Annotated in this window: 11 protein-coding genes and 5 tRNA genes; 11 read left to right on the plus strand and 5 right to left on the minus strand. The window is 67.7% G+C overall.

Annotated elements, in window-relative coordinates; translation table 11 throughout:
• Nucleotides 1-24 precede the first annotated feature (24 nt).
• A complete protein-coding gene (gene apbC, locus AC3XQU_RS17565) occupies nucleotides 25-1,113 on the plus strand; it encodes an iron-sulfur cluster carrier protein ApbC (protein WP_489875455.1) in 1,089 nt (362 codons plus the stop codon).
• On the opposite strand, the gene AC3XQU_RS17570 is transcribed toward apbC, so the two are convergent.
• On the minus strand, nucleotides 1,110-1,745 hold the full coding sequence (locus tag AC3XQU_RS17570) for a helix-turn-helix transcriptional regulator (protein WP_489875456.1): 636 nt from the start codon (nucleotides 1,743-1,745) through the stop codon (nucleotides 1,110-1,112). The two genes, apbC and AC3XQU_RS17570, sit on opposite strands and share 4 nt — an antisense overlap.
• On the minus strand, nucleotides 1,742-2,950 hold the full coding sequence (locus AC3XQU_RS17575; RefSeq protein ID WP_489875457.1) for an MFS transporter: 1,209 nt from the start codon (nucleotides 2,948-2,950) through the stop codon (nucleotides 1,742-1,744). The genes AC3XQU_RS17570 and AC3XQU_RS17575 overlap by 4 nt, the downstream gene beginning before the upstream one ends.
• A 232-nt stretch (nucleotides 2,951-3,182) precedes the next feature.
• Here AC3XQU_RS17575 and AC3XQU_RS17580 point away from each other — a divergent pair, with 232 nt between their 5' ends.
• The 9 genes from AC3XQU_RS17580 to AC3XQU_RS17620 all read left to right on the plus strand — a co-directional run bounded on the left by AC3XQU_RS17580 (nucleotide 3,183) and on the right by AC3XQU_RS17620 (nucleotide 10,515).
• Nucleotides 3,183-4,274 carry a sensor histidine kinase gene (locus AC3XQU_RS17580; protein WP_489875458.1) on the plus strand — a complete coding sequence of 364 codons (1,092 nt, stop codon included), beginning with the start codon at nucleotides 3,183-3,185 and terminating at the stop codon, nucleotides 4,272-4,274.
• A gap of 121 nt (nucleotides 4,275-4,395) precedes the next feature.
• Entirely contained in the window at nucleotides 4,396-6,927 is a 2,532-nt protein-coding gene (locus tag AC3XQU_RS17585; RefSeq protein WP_489875459.1) for a bifunctional diguanylate cyclase/phosphodiesterase, read from the plus strand.
• A 30-nt stretch (nucleotides 6,928-6,957) separates the two neighbouring features.
• Nucleotides 6,958-8,337, plus strand: a complete 1,380-nt coding sequence (locus tag AC3XQU_RS17590; RefSeq protein WP_489875460.1) for an aminotransferase class I/II-fold pyridoxal phosphate-dependent enzyme — start codon at nucleotides 6,958-6,960, stop codon at nucleotides 8,335-8,337.
• Between the two features lie 112 nt (nucleotides 8,338-8,449).
• Nucleotides 8,450-9,841, plus strand: a complete 1,392-nt coding sequence (gltX, locus tag AC3XQU_RS17595) for a glutamate--tRNA ligase (protein ID WP_489875461.1) — start codon at nucleotides 8,450-8,452, stop codon at nucleotides 9,839-9,841.
• Nucleotides 9,842-9,915: 74 nt separating this feature from the next.
• Nucleotides 9,916-9,991: transfer RNA gene (locus AC3XQU_RS17600), tRNA-Ala, on the plus strand.
• A gap of 49 nt (nucleotides 9,992-10,040) precedes the next feature.
• A tRNA-Glu gene (locus tag AC3XQU_RS17605) sits at nucleotides 10,041-10,116 on the plus strand.
• Between the two features lie 74 nt (nucleotides 10,117-10,190).
• Nucleotides 10,191-10,266: transfer RNA gene (locus AC3XQU_RS17610), tRNA-Ala, on the plus strand.
• Nucleotides 10,267-10,297: 31 nt separating this feature from the next.
• Nucleotides 10,298-10,373 (plus strand) — tRNA-Glu (locus AC3XQU_RS17615).
• 66 nt (nucleotides 10,374-10,439) lie between these two features.
• Nucleotides 10,440-10,515, plus strand: a tRNA-Glu gene (locus tag AC3XQU_RS17620).
• A 358-nt stretch (nucleotides 10,516-10,873) separates the two neighbouring features.
• Here the strand turns inward: AC3XQU_RS17620 and AC3XQU_RS17625 are convergent.
• From AC3XQU_RS17625 to AC3XQU_RS17635, 3 genes are all read right to left on the minus strand, one after another.
• Entirely contained in the window at nucleotides 10,874-12,820 is a 1,947-nt protein-coding gene (locus AC3XQU_RS17625) for a S8 family serine peptidase (protein WP_489875462.1), read from the minus strand.
• A 28-nt stretch (nucleotides 12,821-12,848) separates the two neighbouring features.
• Nucleotides 12,849-13,130 (minus strand): hypothetical protein, encoded by a 282-nt coding sequence (locus AC3XQU_RS17630; protein ID WP_489875463.1) that lies wholly within the window; start codon nucleotides 13,128-13,130, stop codon nucleotides 12,849-12,851.
• Nucleotides 13,131-13,310: 180 nt separating this feature from the next.
• Entirely contained in the window at nucleotides 13,311-14,150 is an 840-nt protein-coding gene (locus AC3XQU_RS17635; protein ID WP_489875464.1) for a hypothetical protein, read from the minus strand.
• A gap of 429 nt (nucleotides 14,151-14,579) precedes the next feature.
• On the opposite strand from AC3XQU_RS17635, the gene earP reads away from it, so the two are divergent.
• Nucleotides 14,580-15,770 carry an elongation factor P maturation arginine rhamnosyltransferase EarP gene (earP, locus tag AC3XQU_RS17640; protein WP_489875465.1) on the plus strand — a complete coding sequence of 397 codons (1,191 nt, stop codon included), beginning with the start codon at nucleotides 14,580-14,582 and terminating at the stop codon, nucleotides 15,768-15,770.
• Nucleotides 15,771-15,877: the final 107 nt, after the last annotated feature.

Consider the following 15,877-nt stretch of genomic DNA (forward strand, 5'->3'; position numbering starts at 1 on the left):
CCGCCCATCACATTGGAGAAATACATGAGCATCACAGAGAACGACGTCAAGGCGGCATTATCGGCAGTGATCGATCCGAATACCGGGAAGGATTTCGTCTCTTCCAGGTCGGTCAAGAACATCAAGGTCGACGGCAGCGACGTCGCCTTCGACGTGGAGCTGGGCTACCCGGCCGCCAGCCAGGTCGCGGCCATCCGCGCCAGCGTCGTGGCGGCCGTCAAGGCGCTGCCTGGCGTGGGCAATGTGAGCGCAGGCATCCACAGCAAGATCCTGTCGCACGCGGTCCAGCGCGGCCTGAAGGTCATGCCGAACGTGAAGAACATCATTGCCGTCGCCTCCGGCAAGGGCGGGGTCGGCAAGTCGACCACCGCCGTCAACCTGGCGCTGGCGCTCTCCGCCGAAGGCGCCAGCGTCGGCATCCTGGACGCCGACATCTACGGCCCGTCGCAGCCGATGATGCTGGGGATCAGCGGCCGTCCGGAGAGCACGGACGGCAAGACCATGGAGCCGCTGGAGAACCACGGCGTGCAGGTCTCCTCGATCGGCTTCATGATCGACCCGGACGAGCCGATGGTCTGGCGCGGCCCGATGGTCACCGGCGCGCTGCAGCAGCTGCTCGAGCAGACCAACTGGCGCGACCTGGACTACCTGATCGTCGACATGCCGCCCGGTACCGGCGACATCCAGCTCACGCTCTCGCAAAAGGTGCCGGTCACCGGCGCCGTGATCGTCACCACGCCGCAGGACATCGCGCTGCTGGACGCGCGCAAGGGCCTGAAGATGTTCGAGAAGGTCGGCATCCCGATCATCGGCGTGGTCGAGAACATGAGCACCCATATCTGCTCGAACTGCGGCCACACCGAGGCGATTTTCGGCCAGGGCGGCGGCGAGAAGATGTGCCGCGACTTCGGCGTGGACTTCCTCGGCGCGCTGCCCTTGACCTTGTCGATCCGCGAACAGACCGACGCCGGCCGCCCGAGCGTGGTGGCCGATCCGGACGGCCCGGTGGCCGCGGTCTACAAGGACATCGCGCGCAAGGTGGCGGTGAAGGTCGCCGAAAAGGCCAAGGACATGACCAGCAAGTTTCCGAGCATCGTCGTCAAGAACGACTAAGCGTCATCGGCGCCCACCGCTTCGACGCGGTAGGCGCAGCGCCTGCTGCCCGCCAGCTGGTGCTCGATGCGCACGACCCGGGTGTCCGGCCCCAGCACCCGCTGGAATACCTGGAGCTCGGAGCGGCAGAAGTTCTGGCAGGCGCGCGCCGCCGCGCAGATCGGGCAGTGGTTCTCGACCAGCAGCACGCTGCCGTCTTCCTTCACCTCCGCTTCCGCCATGTAGCCCTCCGCCTCGCGCAGCACGGCCAGGCTTGCGACCCGCTGCATCAGCGGCGCCTGCGGGTCGATCGCGGCCCGGTAAGCCGCTTCGGTTGCCACTTCGCGCGCATCGATCATCTTGTCGATCGCCGCTTCCCCGAACAAGGCGCGTACCTGTCCAATCAGGTCGACCGTCAGCGCGGCATGGCGGTCCGGGTAGCGCGCATGTCCCAGGTCGGTCAGCTGCCACAGGCGCACCGGGCGGCCCACCTTGCCCGGGGTGTCGCGGTAGCTCACCAGCCCCTTGTCCTGCGCCGCTTCCAGCTGCTTGCGCACGGCCATCGAAGTCAGCTTCAATATCGCGGCCAGGCCATGGGCGGTCTGGGGCCCGCGCGTCTTGAGCAGCAGCAGGGTCTGTTGGGCGGTATTCATGCGAACTCCTTGACGGCCACGTGCGTGCGGCTCCAGCGCCGCATCGCGAATGCCGCATAGCCGGCCAGCCCGGCGCCGACAACCAGCACCAGGCGTACGTCGACCAGCGCCAGCAGGGCGCCGGCCAGCGCCATCACGATATTGGCCAGGCAGAAGGTGGTCGACAGCAGGCCCATGACGGCGCCGTGGCCATGGCCGGCAAACTGGTCGGCGGCCCAGCCCTGCAGCGTCGCATTGTAGAAAGCGTGCGGCAGCCCGAAGACGACGATGGCGGCAATGCCGACGCCCAGGCTCCCGACACCCACGCACAGGATCGCCAGCGCCGCGCAAGCTGCCTGCAGGCTGGCGCGCCGGCGCGCATCCATGGCGCTGGCCCTCCCGGCGAACAGCGCGGCGCCGGTCATCACGGCGCACATGGCCATGTTGACCCAGGCGATGCCGGCCGCGTCATAGCTGCCGACCTTGACGAGCCAGAACGGGAAGAATTCGTAGAACGCGGCCACGCCGCAGGCATAGCTGAAATGGACGGCGAACAAAGCGCGCAGGTCGGGATGGCGCAGCAGGGTAAAGGCGTGATGGCGGGTGGCCAGGGTCCACCAGCCGTGCGCGGCGGCGCCGGTCGATTCGGTGCGCAAGGCCAGGCCCGCGAGCACGGCGCCCAGCAACAGCCCGCCGGCAGCGATATAAAACGGAAGGGTGATGCTGTAGCCGGCGCCGAGCCCGGACAGCAGGGGGCCGGCCAGCCAGCCGAGGTGGAAGGCGCCGTTCACCCAGGACAGGGCATGCTTGCGCAGCGGGCCGTCGAGGCGCTCGGCCAGCAGGGCGCGCAGGATGGCGCCATTGCCCTCCAACAGGCCGGTGAAGAAGCGGGCGCCCACCAGCAGCGAGTAAGACTGGATCAAGAGCGCGTAGGCCGTCAGCAGGTGGCCGGCCGCCGCCCCGATCGAGGTCAGCAGCAGCATGCGGCGCCGGCCCAGGCTGTCCGAGACCGGACCGAGCACGGCGCTGCCCAGCAGCAGGCCGACCGGATTGATCATCAGGGCAATGCCGAACAGCAGCGTCGGCGGCAGGCCGAGGAAGGTGTTCAGGCCGTTGGACGCGCCGCCGGCGAAGAGCGGCGGCAACAGCGGATAGGCGACCGAGGCCCCGATCGTGGACAGCAGCGCGAGCAGGCAGGTGCTACCGATCAGCAAGCCGTGTTTCATGACGCCCCCTTGTCGAGAATGGGAGCATGGTAGGGAGCGTTGCCAAATAAGTAAACTGATTTGTTTATTTATTGCCGTTGCCTCTCTAAAGCGAGCGTCCCGCGCACGGTATCCCGGCGCGGCCCGCGCATGTTGTGGGGTATTCTTGTCATTCTGACCAAGGCTGCATGGGTTCGGTTTTTATTCACTCCACGGTTCGGCTATGAATATCTCGGAATTTATTACGCAGAACATGGAGCAGATTCTCGCCGAATGGGAGGCCTTCGCCACCACCTTCGGGGCCGTCGCGGACAAGATGTCCAGCCTGGAATTACGCGACCACGCCAGGCAAATCCTGCAATTCGTGGCGGCGGACATCCAGACCGCAGAGTCGATCCAGGAAAAGCACGACAAATCGCAGGGGCAGGGCGTGCCCGGCCTGGAAGACAGCGCCTCGTCGATCCACGGCAGGCTGCGCTATGCGAGCGGCTTTACCCTGCTGCAGCTGATTGCCGAATACCGGGCGCTGCGTGCCAGCGTGCTCAAACTATGGCAGGAGTGCTGCGCCGAAGCGGCGCCGGACAGCGCGCAAAACATCATGCGGTTCAACGAGGCGATCGACCAGTCGCTGTCCGAGGCAGCCGTGGCCTATTCCGACAAGGTGAACGAGACGCGCGACCTTTTCCTGGCCATTCTCGGGCATGACCTGCGCAGTCCGCTGGCCGCCACGGCGACCGCGGGCGCCTACCTCTCGCGTGCAGGCGCATTCGACGAGCGGGTCCAGCAGATCGGCGTGCGCGTCAAGCGCAGCGCGGCGACGATGAACGGCATGGTCAACGACTTGCTGGGACTGGCGCGCACGCAGCTGGGCGACGGCATACCGATCGAGCGGCGCGAATGCGACCTGCTGGAAATCTGCCAGTGGGCGATCGACGACGCGAATGCCGTGCATCCGCGGGCGCGCTTCGAGCTCGATGCCACTGGCGAGCTGATCGGCGCCTTCGACGGCGCGCGGCTGCAGCAGTTGCTGACCAACCTCGCCAATAACGCCGCCCAGTACGGCAAGCCTGGCGAGCCGATCAGGATCGACATCGCAGGCGAGCCCGAACGCGTGCTGTTCAGGGTGCGCAACCAGGGCCCGGTGATCCCGGCGGCGGCCCTGCCCAAGCTGTTCTGCTCGCTGGTGCAATTGCCCGAGCAAGAGGGCCAGCTCAGGCCGCGCAGCAGCCTGGGGCTGGGCTTGTTCATCGCCAACCAGATCGCGCTGGCGCACGGCGGCGCGATCCACGTCCTGTCCAACGAGGTGGATGGCACCGTGTTCACGGTCGAGCTGCCCCGGCACTAGGCCTGCCGCCGCTCTCCCTTTCGGCCTCGGGTCTTTTCCGCCAAGATCTGTTTCAGAATAAAGTTCCTCGATATTTCCATGCCTACACTCGATATTTAGAGCGTACCGGCATGGGAGTGCGATGAGCGAGAACAGCAAACCGCGGTGGCGCGGGCGTTACCTGGACGCCGCCCACCTGTTCGTACCGGAGCCTTTGCGGCAGGACGCCGCCGTGCTCGCGCGCGCCGAGAACGTCGTCAACGCGGCGTTGATGGCCGCGATCGCCGGGCCGGGCTACGCGCTGGCCTACTGGCTGCTCGGCCTGGAACTGGCGGCCTTCGAGATCCTGGCCTGCTGCGCCATCATGCTGCTGGCGCCGCCCCTGCTGCGCCTGTCCGGCAGCATCGTGGCCGCGCGCGAGCTGTTCCTGTGCGCGCTGTTCTTCAATTTCACCTGGCTGACCTGGCACCTGGGCGGCATCCACGCGCCCACCGCCAGCTGGCTGGTGACCGCGCCCGTGGTCGCCATGTTCCTCGGCGGCGTTGCCAGCGGCGTGTTCTGGCTGGCCATGAGCTGCACCGCGGGGGGCGCCATCTGGGCCATGGGCGCCTTCGGCGTCGCGCTGCCGGCCACGCCCCAGGTCGACATGCCGTTGCTGCACCTGGTGTGCGACCTCGGCCTGTACGTGGTGGTGCTGGTGTTCGTGCTGCTGTTCGAGCTGACCAAGACCGAAGGCTTCGTCAAGCTGCAGCGGGCGCTGGCGACCATCAACGAGCTGGCCATCCGCGACGAGCTCACCGGCAGCCATAACCGCCGCTTCCTGCTGGGCCTGATCGAGCACGAAAAGGAGCGCGCCGACCGCAACGGCCGGCCGTTCTGCCTGTGCCTGTTCGACATCGATTTCTTCAAGCGCATCAACGATACCTATGGCCATGCGGCGGGCGACGTGGTGCTGCGCAGCTTTGCCGAAACGGTGCAGGCCCAGATCCGCGGCACCGACGCCTTCGGACGCTATGGCGGCGAGGAATTCCTGCTCATGTTGCCGGAGACGCCGGCGCCGGACGCGGTGGTGCTGGCCGAACGCATCCGCAAGGCGATCGCCGCGCTGCGCTGCTTCGATCACGGCAACGAGATCACCCTGACCGTGTCGGCCGGGGTGGCCGAATACCGGCTGGGCGAGGCGGCGGCCCAGGCCATCGCGCGCGCCGACGAGGCCCTGTACATGGCCAAGTCGCTCGGGCGCGACCAGGTGCAGTGCCACGGCGACGATGAGCGCATGCCGGTGGTGGCGCGCGCCCAGGAACCAGGCAATGCGCGCAGCACCGCGGCCGCCAACGCGGCGCGCCTGCTGGACGGCCTTCAATGCGACCAGCTCACCGGCCTGCTCAACCGCAGCCTGCTGCGCGACCGCCTGCGCCACGCCATGACCCGCGCCAACCGCAACCGGCGCCTGATCGCGCTGCTGCTCCTGAACATCAACCGCTTCAAGGAGATCAACGACGAGCTGGGCTACGAGGCCGGCGACGTGCTGCTGGCCCAGGCCGGCGCGGCCATCCGGCGCTGCCTGCGCGACTCCGACACCGTGGCGCGCTGGGGCGGGGACGAATTCATCGCCCTGGTCGAAGACCTGCAGTTCGAATCGGACGCCCAGGTCGTGGCCGAGAAGATCCTCGACCGCTTCGGCCTGCCGCTGCAGGTGGCGGGGCGCGACTGTTTCGTCACGCTGGCGGTGGGCGTGGCCCTGTTCCCCGCGGCCGACTGCGACCTCGATGCGCTGCTCAAGCGCGCCGACATCGCCATGCGCGGCGCCAAGGGCTGGGGCGAGAACAGCGTGCAGGTGTATTCGGGCGATACGGTGCAGCCGCAGAGCGAGCGCCTGGCGCTGAAGAACGGCCTGCGCGACGCGCTGGCCCAGGGCCAGCTGTTCCTGGAATACCAGCCGCAGTTCGACCTGGTGGACCGCCGCATCATCGGGGTCGAGGCGCTGCTGCGCTGGCAGCACCCGACCTATGGACGCATCGACCCGGGCCGCTTCATCCCGCTGGCCGAGGAAACCGGCATGATCGTGCCGATCGGCGACTGGGCGCTGCGCACCGCCTGCCTGCAGAACCGCGCCTGGCATGCCGCCGGGCTCCCGGAAATCAAGACGGCCGTGAACCTGTCGGCGCGCCAGCTCAAGGAGCCCGGCCTGCCGGCGCGGGTGCTGGCGATCCTGGCGGAGACCGGCATGCCGGCCGGCTGCCTCGACCTGGAAATCACCGAGGGCATGCTGATCGAAGACCTGGCCGCCAATTGCGCGCTGATGAGCGGGCTGCGCCAGGCCGGCGTGATCGTCTCGATCGACGACTTCGGCACCGGTTACTCGAGCCTGAACTACCTGTCCGAGCTGCCGGTCGACATCCTGAAAATGGACGGGCTGTTCGTGCGCCGCCTGGGCGCGAGCAGCGGGCGCGGCCGTTCTTACGCGATTGCCGAAGCCATCGTTTCGATGGCGCACCGCCTGCACCTGGACGTCATCGCCGAGTCGGTCGAAACGGGCGAGCAGTTGTCCGACCTGTGCGCGATGGGCTGCGACGCGGCCCAGGGTTACCTGTTCGCCCGCCCGCTGCCCTCCGCCGAGGTCGCGGCCCTGCTCGCGCGCCAGGTCGAGGCGGCGCCCCTCGTGCCCGCATGAAGCCATTTGCCATCAGATCCGGAGGATGCTGTGCTCATTGAACCGCTCCATGAATCGATTCCTGCATCGACCCCGCCCGACCCGGCCCAGGACCTGTCCCTGCTGGCCGCCTCGGGCGCGCTCGGCGGCAGCGTGGCGCTGTACCGCCAGCCGCGCGGCCCCGACCTGCTGCGCCGCTCCGGCCCGCTGGAAGAATGGTGCCAGCTCCGCATGCGCCACGGCGTCTGGCCCTATGCGCGCAAGCTCGACGGTCCGCCTGCGGCCATGGCCACCGTCGAGGGCGACGGCTTGAAATCCGCGCGCGGCATCAATTTCGCGTCCCAGGATTACCTGTCGCTGGCCTCGCACCCGGTCGTGCAGGACGCGGCCATGCGCGCGCTGGCCGAGTGCGGGCCGCACAGCGCCGGCTCGGCGATCCTGCTGGGGAACAGCCGCTACACGACCGAGCTCGAACGCCGGCTGGGCGAGCTGCTGCATTGCGAACACGTGGTGCTGTTCCCGACCGGCTGGGGCGCGGCCTTCGGCGCCATCACGGCCCTGGCGCACGGCGCCGACCACGTCCTGATCGACGCCCTGGCCCATGCCTCGCTGCGCCAGGGCGCGGCGGCCGCCACCCGCAACGTCGCGGCCTTCCGCCACCTCGACTGCGACCACGTGCGCGAGCTGCTGGCCGGCATCCGCGCCGTCGACGCCAACGGCGCCATCCTGGTGGTGACCGAGGGCCTGTTCAGCATGGACGCGGACAGTCCCGACCTGCCGCTGATGCAATACCTGTGCCGCGAATACGGCGCCACGCTGCTGGTGGACGTGGCGCACGACCTCGGGGCGATGGGCCCGGGCGGCGCAGGGGTGATCGCGGCCCAGGGCATGCTGGGGCGGATCGACCTGGTGATGGGCGCCTTTTCCAAGACCTTCGCTTCCAACGGCGGTTTCGTCGCCTGCGCCCAGCAGAGCGTGCGGCGCCAGCTGCAGCTGTTCGCGGGCACCCACATGTTCTCGAATGCGCTGTCGCCGGTGCAGGCGGCCACGGTGCTGGAATGCCTGCGCATCGTCGGCAGCGCGGAAGGAGACGGACTGCGCGCCGACGTGCTGCGCAACGCAATCGAGCTGCGCGCATTGCTGGCCGACGAAGGCTTGAAGTGCATCGGCGAGCCGTCGCCGATCGTCCCGGTGTGGACCGGCACGGAAGCGGCCACCCGCATCGCCGGCATGCTGCTGGCGCGCCAGCAGGTGTTCGTGAACCCGATGGAATTCCCCGGCGTGCCCCTGGGCGCGGCGCGCCTGCGCCTGCAGTTGATGGCCCGGCACACGCCCGGCCAGATCCGTCGCGCTGCGCGCCTGATCGTGTCGGCTGTGCAGCGCGCAGGCAGCGCGCCGCGGCCTGTGCTGCGGCAAACCACGCCGGCTTGACGCCGGGGCAGGGCGGCGAACGGCAGGGCAGGGGCGCGCACCCGGAGCAGGGCCGGGGCGCCCCGGCGGCGGCGGGGTAAAATAGCTTCTTTACCTTTCACGCATCTTCGCCATGACCGTCCGCACCCGCTTCGCTCCCAGCCCGACCGGCTACCTCCACCTTGGCGGCGCCCGCACCGCGCTGTATTCCTGGGCCTTTGCCCGCCACTTCGGCGGCACCTTCATCCTGCGCATCGAGGATACCGACCTGGAACGCTCGACCCCGGAAGCCGTGCAGGCGATCCTGGACGGCATGCAGTGGCTCGGCCTGGCGCACGACGAAGGCCCGTTCTACCAGATGCAGCGCATGGACCGCTACCGCGAGGTGGTCAAGACCATGCTGGACGAGGGCAGCGCCTACCTGTGCTATTGCTCGCCCGATGAGGTCGAGGCGATGCGCGAGCGCATGCGCGCCGCCGGGGAAAAGCCGCGCTACGACGGCACCTGGCGTCCGGAACCGGGCAAGACTTTGCCGGCCGTGCCGGAAGGCGTCAAGCCGGTGGTGCGCTTCAAGAATCCACTCGATGGCGAAGTGACCTGGGTCGATGTGGTCAAGGGCAGCATCACCATCGCCAACAAGGAACTGGACGACCTGGTCATCGCGCGCCCGGACGGCACCCCGACCTATAACTTCTGCGTCGCGGTGGACGACTGGGACATGAAGATCACCCACGTGCTGCGCGGCGACGACCACGTGAACAACACGCCGCGCCAGATCAACATCCTGCGCGCGCTCGGCGCCGAGCTGCCGCAGTACGGCCACCTGCCGATGATCCTGGGCGCCGACGGCCAGAAGCTCTCGAAGCGACACGGTGCGGTGAGCGTGATGGAATACCCGGCCCAGGGCTACCTGCCGGAAGCGATGCTCAATTACCTGGCGCGCCTGGGCTGGAGCCATGGCGACGACGAGATCTTCTCGATGGAGCAGTTCACCGAATGGTTCAACCTGGAGCACCTGACCGCGTCGGCTGCCCAGTTCAACCCGGAGAAGCTGGCCTGGCTGAACAACCACTACATCAAGCAGGCCGACAACGTGCGCCTGGCTGGCCTGGTGCAGCCGGTGCTCGAGCGCGAAGGCGCCCGCTTCGAGGGCGCGCCTGCGCTGCCGGGCGTACTGGCGCTGGTGAAGGACCGCGTCCACACCATCAACGAACTGGCCGATGCCGCGATGCTGTTCTACCGCGCGCCCCAGCCGGATGCCGCGCTCCTGGCCCAGCACCTGACCGATGCTGTTCGGCCGGCGCTCGCCGCATTCGCCGAGCGTTGCAAGGACGTCGAGTGGAACAAGGCGGCCCTGGCGGCCATGCTCAAGGAAGTGCTGGGCGCACACGGCCTGAAGATGCCGCAGATCGCCATGCCGCTTCGCCTGCTCGTCACCGGCCAGCTGCAGACCCCGGCCATCGATGCGGTGCTGGAACTGTTCGGGCGCGATGCCGTGCTCGCCCGCGTGGCGAAGTATTTGTAGTCCGGCCGCGACGGCAAAATCGGTATTTGCGTAATGCAAGAACCCCCGCTATAATGCTCGCACTTCAGCACTGCGGGGGTATAGCTCAGCTGGGAGAGCGCTTGCATGGCATGCAAGAGGTCAGCGGTTCGATCCCGCTTACCTCCACCACTTCTGAAGTGTAGTAAGCGGTAAAGTAGTCGCAGTTCGGTAGTTCCAGGTCCCCATCGTCTAGAGGCCTAGGACATCACCCTTTCACGGTGAGTACCGGGGTTCGAATCCCCGTGGGGACGCCAGGATTCTGGTAGCGTGCATCCAGCGGCGCGCATTGGTAGAAGTAGATGCAGCATGGTAGAATGTTGTTCCCTTGGGGGGTATAGCTCAGCTGGGAGAGCGCTTGCATGGCATGCAAGAGGTCAGCGGTTCGATCCCGCTTACCTCCACCAAGTTACCGAATACAGTAGTCAGCAGTCCAGGGTCCCCATCGTCTAGAGGCCTAGGACATCACCCTTTCACGGTGAGTACCGGGGTTCGAATCCCCGTGGGGACGCCAAGCATTTGGCAGCAAGCCGACACGGCATGCAGCACACGGTAGTAAAAGCAGCAAAGACAGTTTTAGGTCCCCATCGTCTAGAGGCCTAGGACATCACCCTTTCACGGTGAGTACCGGGGTTCGAATCCCCGTGGGGACGCCAGTTAAGACCGGAGCAGACCAACGTGCATGCGCGTATAGGTGCTCCGGTTTTTCATTTGCGCGGCCGTTTTCGCGCCGCCAGCGTTGTTCATCTTCCCCGATCCGGTTTGCGCCTCGCGCAACATCGTCGAGTCCGCCGTTCGCACGATTCCGTGTGCGCTTCGCGCAAAATAAATCGATTTCTTTCCAGTTCCCGCGCATCGTCGGCACCATTGGGGCGGCGCGTGGGCACGCGTCATGCCGCGCACTGCGCGGCATGACGAAGGCCGGCTTCGCTGTTCGCACGTATCGGCCGCAGGATGGTGCAGAGCTCTGGCGATGCACCGGCTCTGCGCCGGGCCTGCGCCGGGCCTGCGCCTTTACCAGCCCATCGGCCGTATTCCTCCCAGCGGCATGCCGAACGGGAAGCCCGCGATCCCCGCCGCCTGTTGGGGGACACCGCCGGCATAGCCGGCGCCGTCGCCCATGCCGCCCGCCATGATCCCCGGCGCCATGCCATAGCCCGGTACCGGCACCTGCCAGTTGCCGACCTGCTGGCCCGCGCCCGGCGACAGCCCGAGCGCCACCAGCGCGTCGGGCATGCCGTAGCCGATCCGCGACGGGTCGGACAGGGTCAGCGGCCGCGCGCTGAGCCGCAGGATCTGGAACAGGCGCTCGACCCGCTCGGGCGAACGGGCGCGCAGCATCTGGAAATCGGCCCGGTGCGCCAGCACCAGCGCCGCCAGCCCGGTGACATGGGGTGCCGCCATCGAGGTGCCATCCCAGGCCGCGAAATTATTCGGCGGCACCGACGACACGATGGCCACGCCCGGCGCACACACGTCCACCTGCGGCCCGAAGCAGCTGAAGCGCGCGGTGAAGTAGCCTTGCGCGTCGATGTCGTTGCCGACCGTTTCGGTATGGTAGCTGTCGGGCGGGAATTCATCGACCTTGCCGATGGCGCCCACGGCCAGCACGTGGGGCGAGGCGGCCGGGTATTGCACCGGTCCGCTGGAATTGCCCGAGGCCGCGATGCAGGCCACGCCCGCCTGCTTGGCGCGCACGATCTGGCGCTCCAGCGCTTCGGACGGCGCCCCGCCGCCCAGGCTCAGGTTGACGACGTCGATCTGGTTCTCGATGCAGTATTCGAGGGCGTCGATCAGCTGGCTGATCTGGCCGCCGGGGAACAGCTTGCACACATGGATCTCTGCATCGGGCGCAAAGCCGCGGATGCCCCAGGCCGGGTCGCTGGCGGCGATCACGCCGGCGCAGTGCGAGCCGTGGCCCAGCGTATCGGTGTTCCAGGTGTTGCGGTTGGTGGCCTTGTTGATGACATCGAAGCCGGCGCGGATGCGGGCGAGGTTGCTATGGGTGGTTGCGGCGCCGGAATCGATCACGGCAATCTTGACGCCCATGCCGCCATATTGCGGGGGCACCATGTCCAGGCGCATGGCGCGCGCGCCCCAGCCGAGCGTGCTCTGGCGCGGCAGGTTCTGCAGCGCCGGCCAGTCGGCCAGCGCGCGCAGCACCACGACATTGGCTTCGTCCAGGCTGATGTCGGGGTCGCGCTGGTAGAAGCTCCAGTAGTCGGCGCGCGGTTTGACGTACAGGCCGCTGATGGTGTGCGGGTCGTCGCCGTACAGGCGCAGCAGGGCGGTGCCGTCCGGCCCGGTGGTTGCGGTGCTCGGCATGACCCCGCCGAACAGCGAGACTTCGGCGTCGACCAGCGGCGCACCGTCCTTGCCGAGCACGGCGACGAGGATGTCGACCGTCGGCCCGCTATAGGGCGTGAACGAGGTGACGAGATCGGGCCGCTGCAGCATCGGGTCGAGCAATTGCAGGTGCTGGTCGCGCTCGACCAGCAGCCGGCCCTGACCGCGCATGTGCAGCTCGGCAGCCTTCTGGTCGGTCATGCGCGCCACCAGCACGCCTTCGGTGGCGCCGGTCGTGCCGGCCGCGCCCAGGCCGGCCATGGCGATGCCGGCCGAGCGGGCGCCGCTTTGCACGCCGACAGTGTCGACGATGTCGATGTCGCCCAGGCCCTGCAGCGCCTGCTGGACCGAGGACAGGCTCAGTGCCGGCTCGATGGCGGCCGGTCCCAGCGCGCGGGCAAGCGAGCCGATCGCCATGGGGGCGAACGCGCCGGCGCCGGGCAGGATGCGCGGCGCAACCAGGTATTTTTTCTTGCGCTCGCCGACTGCGCGGCCGCCCGTGGCGTCGCGGGTGCGGGGAGATGCGGCGGCGTCGGCGCTGGACCGCTTGTCGGTGGCGCCGTCAGGCGGCTGCCCCGGCTGCTCGCCTGCCCCGCCTTGGGGAATTTTTGGCATGGTGTTTCCTTTTGACCGGTAGGACCCGCTAGTCGAACAGCGACAGCGGCTGGTCCGGTTCGATCGTTAACTGGTTATGGGTGCGTTGCCGGAGCTGCTCGGCAGTGGCAGGATCTGTTTCGACCACGGCGGTATGCGGCGGCCCGGCGCTCGGTCCGATCGTGTCGATCAGGCGGATAGCAGGATTGGCGCCGAGGCTGTCGATGAACGTGGTGAGCGCGCTGTTGTCGGCAGCAGCGCGCACGATGTAGCGTCCGGCCGCGCGGCCGGATGGGCCGCCGGGCAGTGGACCGCTGGTGGAACTCGGCATAGGCAACTCCTCGATAACACGCCTCCCGCAAACGGGAGGCGCCACGAGCGTGTGAGAAATTCCTTCATGGCTGCGTTGCCTCGTCTCGCCGTACTGGCGTACTGTCTTCGACTCAGCGGCGGATTGCCGCACCACTTGCCCTGAAGGTTTTCTCACTCGCTCCACGGGTGACGATGCAGGTTAATGCAGGGTCTGCTGCGCGCCCAGCTGGGCCTGCTGCGCGTAGGCCGTCCATGGATCAGCCGAGAACGGCAGCATGCCGCCCAGCTGGCCGGCCATGCCGCCGATGGTATTGCCCAGTTGCTGGTTGCCCAGCTGGCCGCCGATGAAGCCGCCGACCGGCTGGGCGACGCGCTTGATCACATTGCCCAGCCAGCCTTGTGGGCCGATCTGGCCCTGCTGCTGTTCGGCCGCCAGTTGCTGCTGCAGCACGGCCTGCTGTTGCTGGAGCTGCTGCAGGATCTGCTGCAGTTGCTGCTGCTGGACCTGCAGCTGCTGCAGCTGCTGGACGATCGGATGCTGGGCCTGCTGCGCACCCTGTGCATCGGCGCCGAAGGGCAGCAAGCCGCCCAGGCCCGACAGGGCGGCGCCGGCGACGTTGCCCAGGGTCGAGTTGCCGGTCAGGTTGGCGATCAGGCCGCCGGCCGGCTTGCCGTACTGGCTGAACAGGTTGCCCACGAAGCCCTGCGGCGCCAGCTGCTGTTGCTGCTGTTGTTGCTGCTGCAGCTGCTGCAGCTGCTGCAGCTGCTGCAGCTGCTGCAATTGTTGCAGCTGCTGGAGCTGTTGCAGTTGCTGGGGCTGGATGCCAGAGGCTGCGCCGGCAGGGTCGGCGCCGAAGGGCAGCAGCCCGCCGCCCAGGCCGCCGGCCATTTCGCCGATGCGGCCGCCGATATTGGCATTGCCGAGGAGGCCGCCGATGCCCTTGCCGATCAGCCCACCCAGCGGTGCGCCGAACATCCCGCCCAGGAAGCCCTGGGGAGCCAGTTGTTGACCGATCCCGTACTGTTGATATTCATTCATGTTCATCTCCTTCGTGTGGTAGCGGCCGCCGATACCGGCTCCGCACCCGGCTGCCGAGGCGCCTGGTGCCGGCGCCCTTACGCACCGGCGGGGGGCGGCTGCTGACATGGCATGCGCGCACTGGAAAGGGCAGGGCGCGCATGGAGGGCAGGGGACCGGTTTTCTCGGCCGGACTCCCTGCAGGTAGGCGTTGGACTGGGCCACCATGGCGAAGTTTTGAACCCGGCATGCCCAACTCCGCCCATCGCGCCCTGGCTTGTGATGGCGCAAACGACCTGCTTCGCACGGTTGCAAATGGCCCGGAAAGTCCTTCCGCCCGCCCGCGCCGCGGCGCCCTGCTCGCCCATGGCGGGCCAGCTTCCTGGCAGGAAGATTCGCAGGTGAAATCGTTTAGAATAGGGCGCTTTGCCGCATCCACCGCCCTCCCGCATGAGCCTGCCTGTATCGCCCACCACGCCGCATTCCCCACCCACGCTGGCGATCTTCTGCAAGGTCGTCGACAATTTCGGCGACATCGGCATCTGCTGGCGCCTGGCGCGCCAGCTCGTGCGCGAGCATGGCGTGCAGGTCACGCTGTGGGTCGACGACCTGCGCAGCTTTCGCCGCATCTGCCCTCCGGTGGTGGTGGAGGCAGGCAGGCAGGAAGTGGCAGGCGTGCTGGTGCGCCACTGGGAAAACCAGGACGGCAGCTTTGCGCCGGAGGAGGTGGCCGACATCGTCATCGAATTCTTCGCCGTCGACCTGCCGCCCGGGTATATCGCGGCGATGGCCCAGCGCACGCCGCGCCCGGTCTGGTTCAACCTCGAGGGCTTGAGCGCCGAAGACTGGGTGGAGGGCTGCCACCGCCTGCCGTCGATGCACCCGCGCCTGAAGCTGACCAAGCATTTCTTTTTCCCGGGCTTTACCGCGAAAACCGGCGGCCTGCTGCATGAAGCGGGGCTGGACGAAGCACGGGCAGCGTTCCAGGCCGACCCCGAAGCCGTGGCAAGCTTCCTCGCGCGCTACGGCGTCGCCAGGGAAGCGCTCGATGCGCTGAAGGTCACGCTGTTCTGCTATCCGCATGCACCGGTGGCCGGGCTGCTGCAGGCCTGGGCCGCGGGCCCGGAACCGGTGACCTGCCTGGTGCCGGAAGGCGTGGCGCCTGAGGCCGTCCAAGCCTTCCTGGGCGCCGAAGCGTGCGCGGGCAGCCATGCGAAACGAGGAGCCCTCTACCTGCACGTGCTGCCCTTCGTTCCCCAGGAGGACTACGACCGCCTGCTGTGGGCCTGCGACCTGAACTTCGTGCGCGGCGAGGATTCCTTCGTGCGCGCGCAGTGGGCCGACCGCCCCTTCATCTGGCACATTTATCCGCAGGACGAGAACCTGCACCACAAGAAGCTGCGCGCCTTCCTGGCGCGCTATGCGGGGCCGGCGGCGCTGGACGCGTTTGCGCTGGGCTGGAACGGAGCAAGGGAGGTCGCGTCGATGCCGGCGGCATGGCAGGACCTGCACGCGGCGTTGCCGCAGCTCGCCGTTCGTGCAGGGGAATGGCGCCGGCAAGTGCTGGCGCATGGCGATTTGACGACGAACCTGCTTGAATTTGCCCGCTCACTGAGGTCGGACGGGGAAATTCCGGTATAATGCGCGGTTAGTCTGGAACGAATATCACACGATCAAACGTAGCCTCCAAGCTGCTTCGCTCCTTGGCCACCGCTGATTTAATGCAACTTACTTTTTACGCAAAACTA

The sequence above is a fragment of the Telluria sp. AZSoR62 genome (genome assembly GCF_058111565.1).

Bases quoted from the DNA above. Each gene is read 5' to 3' on its own strand.
- AC3XQU_RS17580 (WP_489875458.1), top strand. From the start codon at position 3,183: ATGGAGCAGATTCTCGCCGAATGGGAGGCCTTCGCCACCACCTTCGGG.
- gltX (WP_489875461.1), top strand. From the start codon at position 8,450: ATGACCGTCCGCACCCGCTTCGCTCCCAGCCCGACCGGCTACCTCCAC.
- AC3XQU_RS17585 (WP_489875459.1), top strand. From the start codon at position 4,396: ATGAGCGAGAACAGCAAACCGCGGTGGCGCGGGCGTTACCTGGACGCC.
- AC3XQU_RS17635 (WP_489875464.1), bottom strand. From the start codon at position 14,150: ATGAATGAATATCAACAGTACGGGATCGGTCAACAACTGGCTCCCCAG.
- AC3XQU_RS17625 (WP_489875462.1), bottom strand. From the start codon at position 12,820: ATGCCAAAAATTCCCCAAGGCGGGGCAGGCGAGCAGCCGGGGCAGCCG.
- AC3XQU_RS17575 (WP_489875457.1), bottom strand. From the start codon at position 2,950: ATGAAACACGGCTTGCTGATCGGTAGCACCTGCCTGCTCGCGCTGCTG.
- apbC (WP_489875455.1), top strand. From the start codon at position 25: ATGAGCATCACAGAGAACGACGTCAAGGCGGCATTATCGGCAGTGATC.
- AC3XQU_RS17570 (WP_489875456.1), bottom strand. From the start codon at position 1,745: ATGAATACCGCCCAACAGACCCTGCTGCTGCTCAAGACGCGCGGGCCC.
- AC3XQU_RS17630 (WP_489875463.1), bottom strand. From the start codon at position 13,130: ATGCCGAGTTCCACCAGCGGTCCACTGCCCGGCGGCCCATCCGGCCGC.
- earP (WP_489875465.1), top strand. From the start codon at position 14,580: ATGAGCCTGCCTGTATCGCCCACCACGCCGCATTCCCCACCCACGCTG.